Source organism: Deinococcus arboris, from assembly GCF_009755355.1.
GTDB lineage: Bacteria > Deinococcota > Deinococci > Deinococcales > Deinococcaceae > Deinococcus > Deinococcus betulae.
In genome coordinates, this window is record NZ_WQLB01000055.1 from 1 (window position 1) to 14,268 (window position 14,268).

The 14,268-nt window shown below is 67.4% G+C and carries 12 protein-coding genes; 5 read left to right on the forward strand and 7 right to left on the reverse strand.

Annotated elements, in window-relative coordinates; all coding sequences use genetic code 11:
- Nucleotides 1–57 precede the first annotated feature (57 nt).
- Entirely contained in the window at nt 58–843 is a 786-nt protein-coding gene (locus GO986_RS21580) for a S8 family serine peptidase (RefSeq protein ID WP_157461588.1), read from the reverse strand.
- 883 nt (nt 844–1,726) lie between these two features.
- Nucleotides 1,727–4,117 (reverse strand): hypothetical protein, encoded by a 2,391-nt coding sequence (locus GO986_RS21585; protein WP_157461589.1) that lies wholly within the window; start codon nt 4,115–4,117, stop codon nt 1,727–1,729.
- 78 nt (nt 4,118–4,195) lie between these two features.
- Here GO986_RS21585 and GO986_RS21590 point away from each other — a divergent pair, with 78 nt between their 5' ends.
- Nucleotides 4,196–4,852: a cyclase family protein gene (locus GO986_RS21590; RefSeq protein WP_157461590.1), complete on the forward strand. Its 657-nt coding sequence runs from the start codon at nt 4,196–4,198 to the stop codon at nt 4,850–4,852.
- Here GO986_RS21590 and GO986_RS21595 read toward each other — a convergent pair.
- The gene (locus GO986_RS21595) at nt 4,842–5,315 is read right to left on the reverse strand and encodes an acyl-CoA thioesterase (RefSeq protein WP_157461591.1); all 474 of its coding nucleotides are present in this window, start codon (nt 5,313–5,315) and stop codon (nt 4,842–4,844) included. The genes GO986_RS21590 and GO986_RS21595 overlap by 11 nt on opposite strands.
- The gene (locus tag GO986_RS21600) at nt 5,312–5,632 is read right to left on the reverse strand and encodes a 4a-hydroxytetrahydrobiopterin dehydratase (protein WP_224573001.1); all 321 of its coding nucleotides are present in this window, start codon (nt 5,630–5,632) and stop codon (nt 5,312–5,314) included. Before GO986_RS21600 ends, GO986_RS21595 begins: the two co-directional genes overlap by 4 nt.
- 151 nt (nt 5,633–5,783) lie before the next feature.
- Here GO986_RS21600 and GO986_RS23340 point away from each other — a divergent pair, with 151 nt between their 5' ends.
- On the forward strand, nt 5,784–5,906 hold the full coding sequence (locus GO986_RS23340; RefSeq protein WP_255449458.1) for a hypothetical protein: 123 nt from the start codon (nt 5,784–5,786) through the stop codon (nt 5,904–5,906).
- Nucleotides 5,907–6,109: 203 nt separating this feature from the next.
- Nucleotides 6,110–8,659, forward strand: a complete 2,550-nt coding sequence (mutS, locus tag GO986_RS21605) for a DNA mismatch repair protein MutS (protein ID WP_157461592.1) — start codon at nt 6,110–6,112, stop codon at nt 8,657–8,659.
- A gap of 53 nt (nt 8,660–8,712) precedes the next feature.
- Here mutS and GO986_RS23135 read toward each other — a convergent pair whose 3' ends face one another.
- The 3 genes from GO986_RS23135 to GO986_RS21620 form a co-directional block, all read right to left on the reverse strand.
- Nucleotides 8,713–9,423, reverse strand: a complete 711-nt coding sequence (locus tag GO986_RS23135; RefSeq protein WP_232337956.1) for a hypothetical protein — start codon at nt 9,421–9,423, stop codon at nt 8,713–8,715.
- A 40-nt stretch (nt 9,424–9,463) separates the two neighbouring features.
- A complete protein-coding gene (locus GO986_RS21615; RefSeq protein ID WP_157461593.1) occupies nt 9,464–10,024 on the reverse strand; it encodes a DUF402 domain-containing protein in 561 nt (186 codons plus the stop codon).
- A 158-nt stretch (nt 10,025–10,182) separates the two neighbouring features.
- Nucleotides 10,183–12,714 (reverse strand): U32 family peptidase, encoded by a 2,532-nt coding sequence (locus GO986_RS21620; RefSeq protein WP_232337957.1) that lies wholly within the window; start codon nt 12,712–12,714, stop codon nt 10,183–10,185.
- Between the two features lie 113 nt (nt 12,715–12,827).
- On the opposite strand from GO986_RS21620, the gene GO986_RS23140 reads away from it, so the two are divergent.
- Together GO986_RS23140 and GO986_RS23145 are read left to right on the forward strand one after the other, a co-directional pair.
- Complete coding sequence (locus GO986_RS23140; RefSeq protein ID WP_232337958.1) at nt 12,828–13,544, forward strand: hypothetical protein; 717 nt, start codon at nt 12,828–12,830, stop codon at nt 13,542–13,544.
- Between the two features lie 33 nt (nt 13,545–13,577).
- Nucleotides 13,578–14,268 (forward strand): eCIS core domain-containing protein (locus GO986_RS23145; RefSeq protein ID WP_232337959.1); only part of this gene is annotated, 691 nt, incomplete at its 3' end.

The window sequence follows — 14,268 nt, forward strand, 5'->3', positions numbered from 1 at the left end:
AACCTGAGCCAAGAAAAAACCCGCCCTATTGACCGGGGCGGGCTTTTTTCTTTTAACTTATGGGCAGGCGCTCAGGATGGCGGGCGGCAGCGGGAGCTGCCCCGGCGTGTTCAGCAGTGGCAGCAGCGGCACACCAGCGCGGCAGCTCATCCAGTTGGCCAGGACGCCGCTGACGACAGGCGCGGCAAAGCTGCTGCCGAAGTAGGGCAGGCCGCCCATCCAGAATTCGCCGGGCGCCTGCACGCTGGGTGGCAGAGTCGTCACGCCAGGATTGCCCACGCCCCGGTTATAGGTCGCCATCTGTTTCGTGGCGATATCCCAGCCAGCCACGCTGTAGAGCATGGTGCCAGCGGGCCGCGCAGCAGCCAGCTGGAACTCACTGCTCCAGTCAGCTGGAAAGTGATGGCAGCGGTCACCCTTGACCAGCCCAGCGCAGTCGTCGCGGTTGCCGTAGGCCGCCGCAGTGGGTACCCCAGCCGCCGCCACCTCCCGCAAGGCCAGTTGCAGGCCCACAGTGGGGTAAGCGCCGCCCACACTGAGATTGACCACATGCCGCCCGCCGCGTTTGGCTTCAGCGGCCACGGCGCACAGGGCCTGCGCGGTTTTAAGGGTCGAGCAATGGCCGTCGCGGTCGCACACCGGCTTGTAGCTGATGGCCGCATTGGGAGCCAGAGTGCCTGCAATCATGCCCGCCACGCTGCCGTGATACGGGCGGCCCTTGTAAATCTCGTTGTAGTAGTTGACCGGCTCGGCCATGACGAAGGGGTCGGCGCGGCTTGGACCGCTGGCAGTGTCGAGAATGTGGATGGTCACGCCCTTGCCGTTGCCGCCTTTGAAGTTCATGACCTTACCGAGGATGGTGGTTGAGGATTCGTTTTTGAAGGGTGTGGCGGATTGGTCGGGATGACCTACAGTTGTAGGGTCTATCTGCATTTCCGGACCGAATAACAACCCCAGTAAGCTCAGCACCTGTCCAGTGGGTAGCCCTGCTGTAGGAAACTCCCCAGCCACCAAGGAGCAGAGAGGAGCATTCGTGGCCGCAGGGACAGTCTTCGCCAGCGTAGAGAGGTCAAGCGTTTGCATGGCAGGCACAGCCAGAACATTCGGGTTTAGCGTTCCGACCGCTCCAGGGTTTCCTGCGCCTCCGGTTCTCGCCGTCAGAGGTGTGAAGGACGGCGGCTTAAGCACCGCCAGACGTTCAATGACCGCCCTCACAGCCTGGGGACAGGATTTCTGGCAGGTTTCAAAAAGACGACGCAATCGCATTTCGTACTCACGCTGCACTGTATTCACCGCAGCGGGGCGAACGTAGGCCACCACATTCTGCGCCGCCGCCTCGGTTGGCAAGACATTTAACACCAGCGCGCTTTTTTCCACTGGCCCCTGAAAGCCGACGAACTGCGGCCCACCCGCTGCGGTCTTAGGCACCTGAAAGGCCAGCCAGCCTGACGCCACGTCGCGGGTGTATGACGTGGCCTGCCCACCCACCCAGATCCGCCCTTGCGTCCCTAGATTGGCTGCCCCCACCAACCACGCCGTTTCGCCTGGTGCCGCTGCCGCCGGGAATAACCGTAGGGTATTGGCCGCTGTCACGTTCTGGGCGCCCGCCGTTAGCATTCCTGCGGCGGCGCACACCGCCAACACTTTTCCTCGTCTTTTCATGCCAACCTCCGGTGTACAGCGTGCCCGCCATGGCATGACCGGGCCATGATTGGTGCTGTCCATTTCATGACTGCAACGTTGAAGCCGGAGGAGAAGCACTGAGCTGGGCATTCCGGCGAATCTGAGCCACCAATTCCTGATGCCCAGCCTGTTCCAGCATTTTCAAAGAATCTTCAAAGGCGCTCAGATCGCCTTCTATCTCACTAAGGTTGCTCAGAACAACACCTAAATGCCTCAAGTTGCCACTGCCTTTAAGGTAGCCAACAGCACGCTGATAATGCTCGACAGCAATTTTAAGACGGCCAGACTGGTGAAAAGCCACTCCCAGGTTAATGTGAACCCCCGCCAGACCAGCATAATCGCCAGCCGTTTTCAAATCCTGGAGTGCATCAAGCATGACTGTTTCAGCAATTTGATACTGGGACGCTTCCTGTAGAACCTGAGAATAATTCACGAGAGCGAGCCCTCGAACGCTGGGCATGCCATTTGTCGAAGCGAGAACTGCGCGGAACGCCTCCTGTGGCTCTGCTCCCAGCTTTACCCGCACCCGTGCCACCATCACCAACTCCGCCAGTTCCCGCTCCTCATCTCCATTGACTTGCCACAAATCAGCAGCAATCTGACTATGGCGCCGGGCTTCTGCCCACTGCTCACGAATCCGGGCCGCATGAGCCTTCACGCTCGCCGCATGCGCCGCCTCCGGCCCACTCCCCCCGATCTGCCCCGCCAGCGCCACCGCTTCTTCTGCTCGACCTAACCGCACCAGGGTCGTAGCGCGCACGGCCAGGGCTTCGGGTGTGCCCTGCGCCTGCTCGGATAGAGATTTGAGGCGGGTGTGGGCATCGTTGTACCTCCCCACGCCAATCAGCGCCCAGGCGTGAGGCACGGCCAGGCTGGCCACATCGGCCAGGGTGTCTAGCAGCGCAGCGGCGGGACCGGGATAACCGCGCTTCAGCAGCGTCTGGGCACGCAGGCGGGCCGCACAGGCGGCGCGGGCCTCGTCGTGGTCTTCCCAGAGGTCACGGGCCTGCTCGTAATGGGGCCAGGCGTCGGCTTCGGGCAGAGCGCGGCCCAGTTTCAGGTGCAGCAGTGCGGCGTGAACCTGCACCTGATTCAGGTGGTCCCGGGTGGCGGCAGCGGCGTAGACGCGCCCGGCCTCGCTCGTGAGCCCCTCGGTGGTGAGAAAGGACAGGGTGCGGGCAAAGTCGTCGGCAGTCAGGCCCAGGGCGGCGCGGGTGGCGCGCAGGTTGGGCTGATCTTGCAGCGCCAGCAGCAGAAAGGTGTCGCGGACCGGCGCCGGGTAAGCCCGCACCCGCGCCCCCAGTCGCAGGTCCAGCGGCTGTCCCCGCAGCGCTGCGCCCACCAGCGCCGGGTGGCCGTCAGTCTGGGCATACAGGTCGGCGTTTGCCAGCTCGTCGGGGGTCAGCGGCGCCAGTTTCAAGTGGGCGTCCACATCAAAGGGGGGGTGCAGGCGCCCCGTCACCACCAGCAGGGCGCCGGGGCGGGTACGCGCCGCCTGGGCCAGGACCGCGCGGGTGGCCTCGTCGGTGCCTTCCCAGCCGTCTATGGCCAGCTTCAGGTGCGGGTCGCGCAGTGGCAGCGCGGCGGCGTGGGCGCCTCCTGGTGGCGCGGCCCCCAGCGGGGCCAGCGTCCCGTACGGCAGGTCCAGCCGCCCCGGCAACACCGTCCAGCCGCCGCTGCGGGCCAGGGCCTCCAGAAGCGCCGTTTTGCCCATCCCTGCGTGTCCGCTGACCCAGACAAACTGGCCGGGCGTCAGGGCGCTCAGGGCCGCCAGTTCCGAGCTGCGGCCCACGAAAGGCGCGCTGCTGGTCTGCGGCGCGGCGTCCAGGTCCAGCCCCAGGGTGCGGGCGTCGCGCTCCACCTGGGTCGCCAGCGGGTGCCCGGCCAGGGTCAGCAGGTGATGCAGCCGGGGCAGGTCCAGTTCATCGGCGGGGGGGGCGCCGGCCAGGATCAGGGCGTGGGCGGCGTGGTCCCCAGCCGCCTCACGCTGTCCGTGGGCAGCGGCCTGTGCGCCCAGGGTCAGCAGGGCGCCGCGCACCTCCAGCGCCAGGGCCTCGCGGGTGTCATACACCCATTCCTCTAGGTCGGCGCCCAGCGGAATGCCCAGGCCGTCCAGAAAAGGGCCGGCATACAGGGCGGCGGCCTCGGCGGCCCGACCCCGGCGCGTGGCGTCGCGCAGCAGGGCAGCGTCGCAGGCCATGCCTGCCACCACGCGGGGGCCATCTTCGGCTAGAGCACCGGCCAGGCCGCGCAGATGCACCAGATGCTGCGCCAGCGAGTTCATGGGATTAGCGGCCTCGGGCCAGAACAGTTCGGCCAGACGCCGCCGGGGCTGCGGGCCCTCTATACACAGGTAAGCCAGCAGCAGCAGCACCTTTTCCCGCCGGAAGGTCACGCCTTCCACGGACAGGCCCCCTAATGTCCGTAGGGTCATACCGCTATTGTCCGGCTTTTGTGGGCCAGGCCACAAGAGGCGCGCACCCAAAGCCCGGACTCCCGGTATGGTGGCGGCATGCTGACCTTTCCGCATGACCTCTCGCGCCGCCTGACCCCAGGCCATCCCAACTGGCCGGGCGACGCGCCCTTCCGCGTGAATGCGGGGGCGCGCATGGCCGCCGGCGATACGGTCAACACGGGCGAACTGTGCACCAGCACGCACACCGGCACCCATGTGGACGCGCCGTGGCACTACGACGACGCCGGGGCGCGGCTGGACGAGGTGCCACTGACCCTGTACCTCGGCCGCTGCCAGGTGCTGACCGTGTCTGGCCCGCTGGTAGGGGCGAGCGTGCTGGACGCCCTGCCGGCGACCCTGCCCCCCCGACTGCTGCTGCACAGCGGGGAACCGGCACACTGGGACGTCTTTCCCGAAGACTTCGCCGCCCTCTCCCCTGCGTTTGTGCAGGCGGCGGCGGCGCGTGGGGTGCGCCTGCTGGGCACCGACGCACCCAGTGTGGACCCCCTGACGAGCAAGACGCTGGACGCCCACGCCGCCTGCCGGGACGCTGGCGTCTTCATTCTGGAAGGGCTGAATCTGAGTGGCGTACCCGACGGCGAGTACGACCTCGTGTGCTTGCCGCTGCCACTGGTGGGCGTGGACGGCGCCCCAGCGCGGGCCATCCTACTGGCCGCCGGGTCGGTGCCCGACGCCCTGGCACTTAGCCGCTAAAGCCGAACGCCGCGCTGACCCCCGCCGGCGCCCGTTTGGGGCGGCCGCTGACTGGGTCGACCCACACCCATTCGGTCTGGCACTCGGCCAGGCGCACGCCTTCTGGCGGGTCGCCGGGATTGATGCGGTCCAAGGCGTAGGCGCGCACGCTGCGCACGCCAGCGTGCCGGGTCAGGGCAGTGCGCACGCGCACCCGGTCGCCGAGCACGGCGGGACGGTGGTAATCAATGACGTGCTGACGGGCCACGGGCACCGCACCCGCCTCCAGCAGGGCCTGGGTGCCCATGCCCAGGTGCAGGGCGTGGTCGCGCGCCACCCGTTCGCACCAGGCCAGGTAAACGGTGTTATTCACATGGGCCAGGTCGTCCAGGTCGCCAGCTTCCACCGTCAGCGTCAATTCAAAGCGCCGCAGAGCAGACAGGCTGTCCCACAGCACATCGGCGTCGGGAATCTGAAGTTTCAAGGGGCCGGCTGCTCCAGCAGGGCGTTCACGGCCTGGGCGCTCTCAAGGTCCAACTCAGTGACGCCGCCCGCGTCATGGGTAAAGAAGTTGACGCGTACATAGTGGTAGTGAATGTGAATGTCCGGGTGGTGGCCGCGCGCCTCGGCCTGCTCAGCCACACGCACCGCAAAGGCCACACCCTCCATGAAGTTGGCAAAGGGCACGTCCCGGAACAGCTTGCCGCTGTCGCCCCACCAGCCTTCAGGCTTGCGGTCCAGAACGTCACCGTCCGTCAGTTTGCGGCTGGGATCATAGTTCATGCGGGGGTCGTACGCCATAGCGGGCATGCTAGGCGCAAGTGGCGTCCAGGGGACCGGAGGCGGGACGCGGTGCAGCCGAAACCACCCCTCGATACTCAACATAACTCACATTTTATGAAGGTTTCTTCATGTAAGATCAGAAGAACATCAGCTTCAGGAGAGTGTGCCTATGACTGCCCTACTGCGCCGTCTGTTTCCCCGCCGTTTCTCACGGCCTGCCCTGGCTGCCCCCCGCCCCGTCCGCGCCATCACGGAACTGGACCTGCTGCGTGCGCTGGGCTGCGACGAGTAAACCGAACTTTTTTTAACCTGAAAGCCGACGGCGTAATCTAGCCCATCGGTTTTTTTATCGGCACCTCAACGGTGTACGGCGATGGCCGGAGAAACCTTGTCAGCTCTGTCCCTGCTCTGACGCTTTCCCCTGCCAATACGCCGACCCTGCCAATCGTCGCCTGAGTCCTTTCTCCTGTTCAGTCCGGCGCTATCCTGCCCAGAATGCGGGCACAGAACGTCCTCAAGGGAACCGGTTCGGGGGCGCTGCCGCCCATGCTGGAGCAGTACGTGCGCCTGCGCGATGAGGTGGCCGAGGGTCTCCCCCACGCGCTGCTGCTGTTTCAGGTGGGCGACTTTTACGAGACCTTCGGCGAAGACGCCGAGCGCGCCGCCCGCATTCTGGGCCTGGCGCTGACCCACAAGAGCAGCAGGGATTTTTCGACGCCCATGGCCGGCATGCCGCTGCGGGCGCTGGACAGCCATGTGGAGCGGCTGCTGGCGGCGGGCGTGTGCGTGGCGGTGGCCGACCAGTTCGAGGAACCCGGCACGGGCCTGATGGAGCGCAAGGTTGCGCAGCTGCTGACCCCCGGCACCGTCACCGAGGAGCGGCACCTGGGCGCCGACGAGAACTACCTGGCGGCGGTGGCCACGGGCGACGGCTACGCGCTGGCGCTGCTGGACGTGTCCACCGGGGAATTTCGCTGCGCGGCCTTCCATACGCGGCTGGCGCTATACGACGAACTCTCGCGCTGCCGCGCCCGCGAGGTCCTACTGGCGCCCGAGTTGTCGGGCAACGCCGCCCTGCTGGCCGATTTTCAGGCGCGCTTTCCGGTCATGCTCTCGCCCGCCACCTTTGACGAGGGCCAGAGCCGCGACGCTTTAACTCTGACGCTGGGCGAGGTGCCGCCGTCCCTCAGTTCCGCTGCGCTGGTGCGCGCCTGCGGCGCGGTGCTGGGCTACGCCCGGATGACCCAGCAGGGCGAGCTGAACATGGTGCGGCGGGTGGTGCGATTTGAACCCGGCGCGCATATGCGCCTCCCCGACGCCGCCGTGCGCGCCCTGGAACTGTTTCAGGCGCAGGCGCCCCAAGGCCGCACCCTGACCGACGTGCTGTGTCAGACCCGCACGGCGGGCGGACGCCGCCGCCTGCGCGCCTGGCTGCGCGCGCCGCTGCTGGACGAACTGAGTATTCGCGCCCGCCTGGACAGTGTCGAAGCCCTGACCCGCGCGCCGGACCTGCGCGGCAGCGTGCGCGCGCTGCTCTACCGCGCCCATGACCTGGAACGGCTGGCCGCCCGCGTGGCCACCCGCCGCGCCGCGCCCAGAGAGGTGGCGGCGCTGGCCCGCACCCTGGACCTGCTGCCTGAAGTCACGGCGCTTCTCGCTGGGCAGGGCGGGCTGCTGGGCGGCGTGCGCGAGCGCCTGGCCGGGCTGCCAGATGTGGTCACGCGCATCCGCGCCGCGCTGGTGGACGAGCCGCCCATCCGAGCCGGCGAGGGGGGCCTGATTCGGGACGGCTTTCACGCCGACCTGGACGCCCTGCGCACCGAGGCCCTGAGCCACCGCGCCTGGCTGGCCGAACTGGAAGCCACCGAGCGTGTCCGCACCGGCATCGGCAACCTCAAGGTGGGCTTTACCGGCGTCTTCGGCTACTACTTAGAGGTCACGGGGCCGCACCTGAGCAAGGTGCCCGCCGATTACCGCCAGATTGCCACCCTGAAAGACCGCGCCCGCTTTACTCGCCCCGACCTGCGCGAACGAGAGCGCGAGATTGCCCGCCTGGAAGCGGCGGCCAGCCGCCTGGAACTGGAGGTCTTTACCGAGTTGCGCGCTGGCCTGGCCGCCCATGCTGAAGCGCTGTCGGACGCGGCGGGCGCCCTGAGCGACCTGGACGTGCTGGCCGCCCTGGCCGAGGTGGCCGCCGAGGCCGGCTGGATTCGGCCCGAGACCACTGAAGAGGGCGGCGAGCTGCGGCTGACCCAGGCTCGGCACCCGGTGGTGGAACGCAGCCTGGGCGGCCGCTTTGTGCCCAACGACGTGACGCTGGGCGAGGCGGGCCGACTGGTCCTGCTGACCGGCCCCAACATGGCGGGCAAAAGCACCTACCTGCGCACGGCGGCCCTGTGCGCGCTGCTGCATCAGATTGGGTCCTTTGTGCCCGCTGACCGTGCCGAGCTGCCTATTTACGACGCGGTTCATACCCGTATTGGCGCCAGCGACGACCTGGCCGGGGGCCGCTCCACCTTTATGGTCGAAATGAGCGAGCTGGCGGCCATTCTGCACGGCGCCACAGCGCGCAGCCTGGTTATTCTGGACGAAATTGGGCGCGGCACGAGTACCCTAGACGGCCTGGCAATTGCCCAGGCGGCGCTGGAACACCTGCACGCGGCCGGGGCACAGACGCTGTTTGCCACCCACTATTTCGAGCTGACCCGCCTAGAAGGCGAGCTGCCCGGCCTGCGCAACCTGCATGTGGCTGCCGAAGAAGACGCGGCAGGCAGCGGCGGTCTAACCTTCTACCATCAGGTTGTGCCGGGCGCCGCCCGCCAGAGCTATGGGGTGGAGGTCGCGCGGCTGGCGGGCCTGCCCGGCCCCGTGACCACCCGCGCGGCGAAACTGCTCTCGGCCCTGAGTGTGCAGGGCGACGACCGGAAACTGACCCGCGAGTTGGCTGCCCTGGATGTGGGCCGCCTCACGCCACTGCAAGCCCTGGAACTCCTGCACCGCTGGCAGCGGGAAGCCAGGGGCGAGGTAGACGCGGTGAGCAGTTAGCGGGACATGGGACAACCTATGCACGCCTTTTCCCAAGCTTCCCTCCTGTTGCTTCAATCCACCCGCTGCGGCTCGCTGCCGCCGTCACGGTAGGCCAGGTCCCCCGTCACCCGCAGCGCCAGGGCTTCCAGCGCCGCTTGCCGGGCTGAGGCTTGCGGCCCCGTCAAGACCGCCCGCAGCTCCTGTGCGGCACCCGGTTCCCGCTGGTCTAAATCAGTCAGCCAGCGCTGCGCTTTGACCTCCCACCAACCGCGCGCCGCGTACAGCGCGTCCACCGCCTGTTCCGCCGCGCGGCAGGCCACCAGAGCGTGCAGCGGGTCGCCGCTTTCTGCCAGGGCGCGGGCGTCGGCCACTTCGTCCAGCAGGCGAAACCGCCGTTGCTCGGTCATGGGCCGGGGGGCAGGACCAGCGGCGTACAGGGCTTGGGCCTCGGCCACCAACGCCTCCAGCTCCGGGTGAGGCCAGACGACCTTCCCCTCGGCGTACATGGTGATGGTGTCGCCCTGCCCGGCGGCGAACATGGCGCGCACCTTGCGCACCGGATTGTGAAAGATCTCGACCGGGACGCCGTCCACCGTAAAGTTTGAGCGCCAGCGCAGATCGCCTTCGACCAACACATGAAAGTCCAGATCGCTGTAGGCGTTCCCATCACCGCGCGCCGCACTGCCACACCAGAGGGCGGCGTACACGCCCGGCGTGGCGCGGAGACGAGCCAGTGCAGCCGGCAGGGCCGCCTCCAGACGAACTTGCGCGGGGTCAGGCATAGCGGAAGCTAGCAGAGAGGCCCCGTCTCTGCGCGCCGATTTAACCGCCCACGCTCTCGGTCAGGGCCGGCGCCGGGCGGCCATCTTCAGCCCAGCCCAGATTCAGGCCCTGGGCCTCCAACCAGCCGTTCAGACTGTAGCGTGCCCGCGCCAGCCCCGACAGGGTGCGGTGGGCCATCGCCACGGCGCGGTGCATGTCGGGTTCACTCAGGTAACCGGCGGCGCGGGCGGCCAGCAGTTCGTCGGTGTCCACAATCTCGGCCATCAGACCGTCGTGGACCAGCACGTCCAGATACAGGTCGCGCACCACCCAGACCTCGCCTTCCTGCCAGATATCCGCCACGTCCAGGTGATAGTCATGTTCGCGCTCACCATGAAAGTCGTAACGGCAGACCACCAGATTCAGAGCTGGCAACAGGTGCGCCTGCCAGTGCCGCACGCGTGGGTGAGACGTGAAAGGGCGCGAGACATACAAACCCTGCGGCGTCAGGTGATAGGCATCGACAGCACGCACCCCTGTATTCGTGTGATGGCGCCGGGCCCGCACGTCATGCCGCTCGGTCTTGACAGGATGCGCCAGCTGGGAGGCCTCAGTCACCATGCTCCAGCGTACTGGGCTCACCCGCCGGGTCAGATGAGGCCCCCACCAGCTCCATGAGGAGAGGCAAGACCGTGCAGAACTGACCCTATGGTCAATTAGAGGTTCTCCTCTTACTTGAGCCTTTCTTTAACGTTCCAGGTGAAGTGAGCTCTTCACTTCTAGAGAACGGGCAGAGCGTCCAGTGTGCCAAAGTCGTGCGGTACAAAGAGGCTGCCTTCGGTGACCCCCTGGTCCATCTGAGTGTCCAGGGCACGCTCCAAGTCGGCGGCACTGAGGTCGCCCGCTAGGAAGGCACGGTGAAGGCGAATGACTTCACCGACCTGCTCGGGTGTCTCATGGACAAATTCAAGTCGGAAATCCGCCACATCTGCTGCACGCCAGGCGTCCAGGTGCGCGCCCGCCACCTGCGGCCGGCCTTCAAACACCGTGTTGCGGCAGCCCACGTCGGCCATGACTGGGTGGGTACGGCCCCGTTCGTCGCGCAGCGCGACCCGGTGAGACTCGCAGGGATGCCCGCAGTTGGTGTAGTCGGTGCCCTCACTCAGGAAGCGGCAGAAGACGCAGTGTTCGGTATGAAAGACCGGCAGATGCCCGTAGGCCACCGGCTCCAGCGCCGCGCCGCCCACCAGCCCGGCCAGTTCGGTGATCTGCTGGGCGTTCAGGTCGTAGGTGGGGGTTAGGCGTGCCAGGCCCAGGTCCAGCAGCGCGCGGGTGGTCAGCAGGTTGGCGGCATTCAGGCTAAAGTCGCCAGTCAGCTCGGTGTCTGCCGCCTGCCCCTGAAGGCCTTCCAGCAGGCCCCCGGAGCGCACCAGAATGCCGGCGCCCAGCGACAGCAGGAACTTCTGAAGATTCTGCTCGGTGGGCTTGAGGATGCGTGGACTGGCCACCCGCACCGGAAGGCCGGCCGCCTTCACCCGCTCTACACTGGGCTTGAGGCCGTACAGTTCGAGGTAATCCAGCGTGATGGAATCGGGCCGGGCGGCCAGGGCGGCGTCCAGTTGCTCGGGGGTGCGGACCAGGGCGTGCAGGCGCGGCGCGGCAGCGGCCCCCGGTGCGGGCCGCGCCAGCGCGCGCAGAGCATCATCCAGGCGCCCCTGAGGCTGACGGGCCGGGGCCTGCTCGCGCAGAGCTGTCAGGGCGGCTGCCGCGTCCCGGCGCAGGGCGTTCAGGGCGCTGACAGGCAGAAAACCGGCGCCCGTCAGTTCAGCCGTCAGGGTCCGCAGGTGGTAGGGAGTGCCGCCCAGCTTGCCCAGCTGCTCGCGCAGGGTCGCCTCGTCCAGCGCCCGGTTGCGGGCTGCCGAGAGGGGCTCGGGCAGGGTGACGGTGACGCAGCGGCCGGCTTCGTCGGTCAAGGACAGGGCCGGCACCTGGCCCACCTCGCCCACAAAGTGCGCGTCCACCGCGCGGGTGTGGACGGGATCGGCTGCCTCGACCAGAGGCCTCACCCGCGCCGCCAGCGTGGGGTCGTGGGTGCGCCACACAGGGTCGCCTTCGCGCACCCGGCGGGGGTCCACGGCGCCGCGCCCAAAGCGCAGTTCGGAGAGGGTGCCGGCCGGGTTCACCTGATAGACGAAGCCGCCTTCCTCCCGGCCCTCGGGCGCGCGCCAGTTGGCGGGGTCAAAAACCAGGCCGTCGCCGGGTTTGACGGCCTCGTCCAGCTCCACCAGCACGCCGCGTTCCGTCACGCCGCGCACCGTGCCCACGCGCACGCCCCGGTGCCTGGGCGCCCGGCCCCGCACGACCGTCTGGTGGTTGGTTCCTGCCATAAAGTGCGGTCCCAGCCCACGCGAATACACCTGTTCGAGGTCGCGCTCCTCTTCTGCGGTGACGCTGAGGGACAGCCCTGCCCAGGCCTCGTCGACGGCCTTGCGGTAGGCGGCGGTGGTCAGGGCCACAAATTCGGCGTCCTTGTAGCGGCCTTCTATTTTCAGGCAGTCCACGCCAATCCGCACCAGTTCCGGCACCTGATGCAGCGCGTAGAGGTCGCCGGGTGACAGGAGGTAGCGGGCGTCGCCCAAGTCGCGCTCGTGGCCGTCCACCAAGAGGTCGTAGGGCAGGCGGCAGGCCTGGGCACATTGGCCCCGGTTGGCGCTGCGGCCACCCCAGGCCTCCGACGAGAAGCACTGCCCCGAGTAGGACACGCATAGCGCGCCGTGAACAAAGGTTTCCAGCTCGATGTCGGTGGCGGCGGCAATGCGCTCAATGTCCCGCAGGCTCAGTTCGCGGCCCAGCACCACGCGGCTGGCCCCAAAGCGCCGCGCGAGTTCGGCGCCTTCAGCCGAAGTAATGCTCATCTGGGTCGAGCCGTGAATGGGCAGGTCCGGGCAGATCTCATGGGCCAGGCGCGCCACCCCGTGGTCCTGCACAATTAAGGCGTCCACGCCGGCTTCGGCCAGCGCGATCAGCTGCCGCTCGGCCTGACGCAGTTCGCGGTCAAAGACCAGCACATTGAAGGTGACAAAGCCCTGCACCCCGCGTGCGTGCAGGCCCCGCATGATGTCGGGCAGAGCTTCAAGGTCAAAGCCCACCTTGGCGCGGGCGTGAAATCCGGCGCCGTCGGCGCGGCCCTCGCCACGGGCGGGATTAACCCCGAAAAACACGGCGTCGGCACCGGCCTCCACAGCGGCGCGCAGCTGCGCCTGTCCCCCAACGGGGCTCATGACTTCGGGTTTAACACGGGCACGCGGCATAACGCGCCAGTGTACCGAATGAAGACTCTGCCAAGGGTGACGCAGGGTGCAGGCGGGTCAGGGTGCGGCATCTGCGCTGACCGGGTGTCCAGCTCTGGGCTAGGCTGCAAGGCGTGAGCGCGCCCAAATTGACCAAGCGGGTTCAGAAGCAGGAGGGCGCCCGTGCGACTGCGACGGCCGCGCCGGCAACCACGCCGCTCACGGCACCCGCTTCTATCCGACAAAGCCTTCAGCGGCACATTACCCGGCCGGTTGCCGTCCAGCGCCAAGTGGTGCAGGCTCCGCTGCGGGCGGCGCAGTTGGAACGGCAGGAAACTGAGCGTCTGGCCTTGCACCGCCATGCGGTGACCGAACAACTGGCTGCTCTGCCCAGCATGTCAGCGGCGCCGGCTCAGCCGGTCGCCTCACCTGCAGTGGACCGGCCCCAGAACCCGACAGACTGGGTCACGGTCATGCGTCAACGGGCCGCAGAAATAGAGGGTCAACCGCTTGATGCCCGGCAACACGCACAATTCACAGCGTTGCAGCGGCAGACTGCGCAGGCCCTGGCGCAAGGATTCCGAACAGACCGCAGCCCAGCCACTGCCCGCTACGAGCACTACGGCGACCAGTTGGCCAGTTTGCAGCGGCACCCCGTCAGCGCGCCAGTGGCTCAGGTGGTGCTGGGGCTGGTGCCCGGCCGCGAACGGCTGGCGCTGCAACGGGCGGTGGACACTGCTGTGCAGCGGCACGAAGTGCGTGACCACCAGGCCGCTGCTTTTGCCCAGGCCCAGACCTTGCAACGCCAACTGGCCGAACTGGATGCCGAGGCGACGCAGCCTGTCTTGTAACGTATTCAGGCGCGTCGTGGAAGCGGCAACCCTTTGCCCGAGGCCATTCAGCGGCATCTGGAGCAGGGGCTGAACCACGACCTGAGCCGGGTGCGCATTCACGATGACGCTGAGGCGGACGGGCTGGCCAAAGGCGTCAATGCCATTGCGTTCACCACAGGAACAGACATTTTCTTCCAAAGCGGGAAGTTTAGCCCGAACACCCAGAGCGGCCTGGAACTGCTGGCCCATGAAGTCACGCATACGGTGCAGCAAAGTCAGGGGCGGGTGGGACCGGGAGTAGACCCAGATGCAGGCCTGGAGGCAGAGGCGCGGAGCATGGGCCGAGCACTGGCCCAAACTGGACAAACCACCAGGCCCGCCACTCTTCGGAAGGCGGGGAGTACCGCAGCGCCGCCTAGAATGTCCACCGTGCAGCGACGGGCGACGCCAACGTCCTCTGCGCCTACAGCAGAGCAGCACGTCGCCGCTTTTAAGGCCAAGCTCAAGCAGGCCGCCTTAAAGACCCTCAGCCAGAACGAGCAGCGCCTCCTGGGTCGGCAAAAGGTCATGGCCCGCACCAGCCCAGACAATCCAGCCTGGACCGCCCTCCATCTGGTGGCTCAGAAAAATGCCCAAATTGAACGGACCTGGCAGAGCTTGGTGGCGGCCGTCGAGAAACAGGTGTTGGCGGCTGGCTCGGACGCCGTCCGGCCCCTTATGAATCCAGCCCTGCGGATGAGAC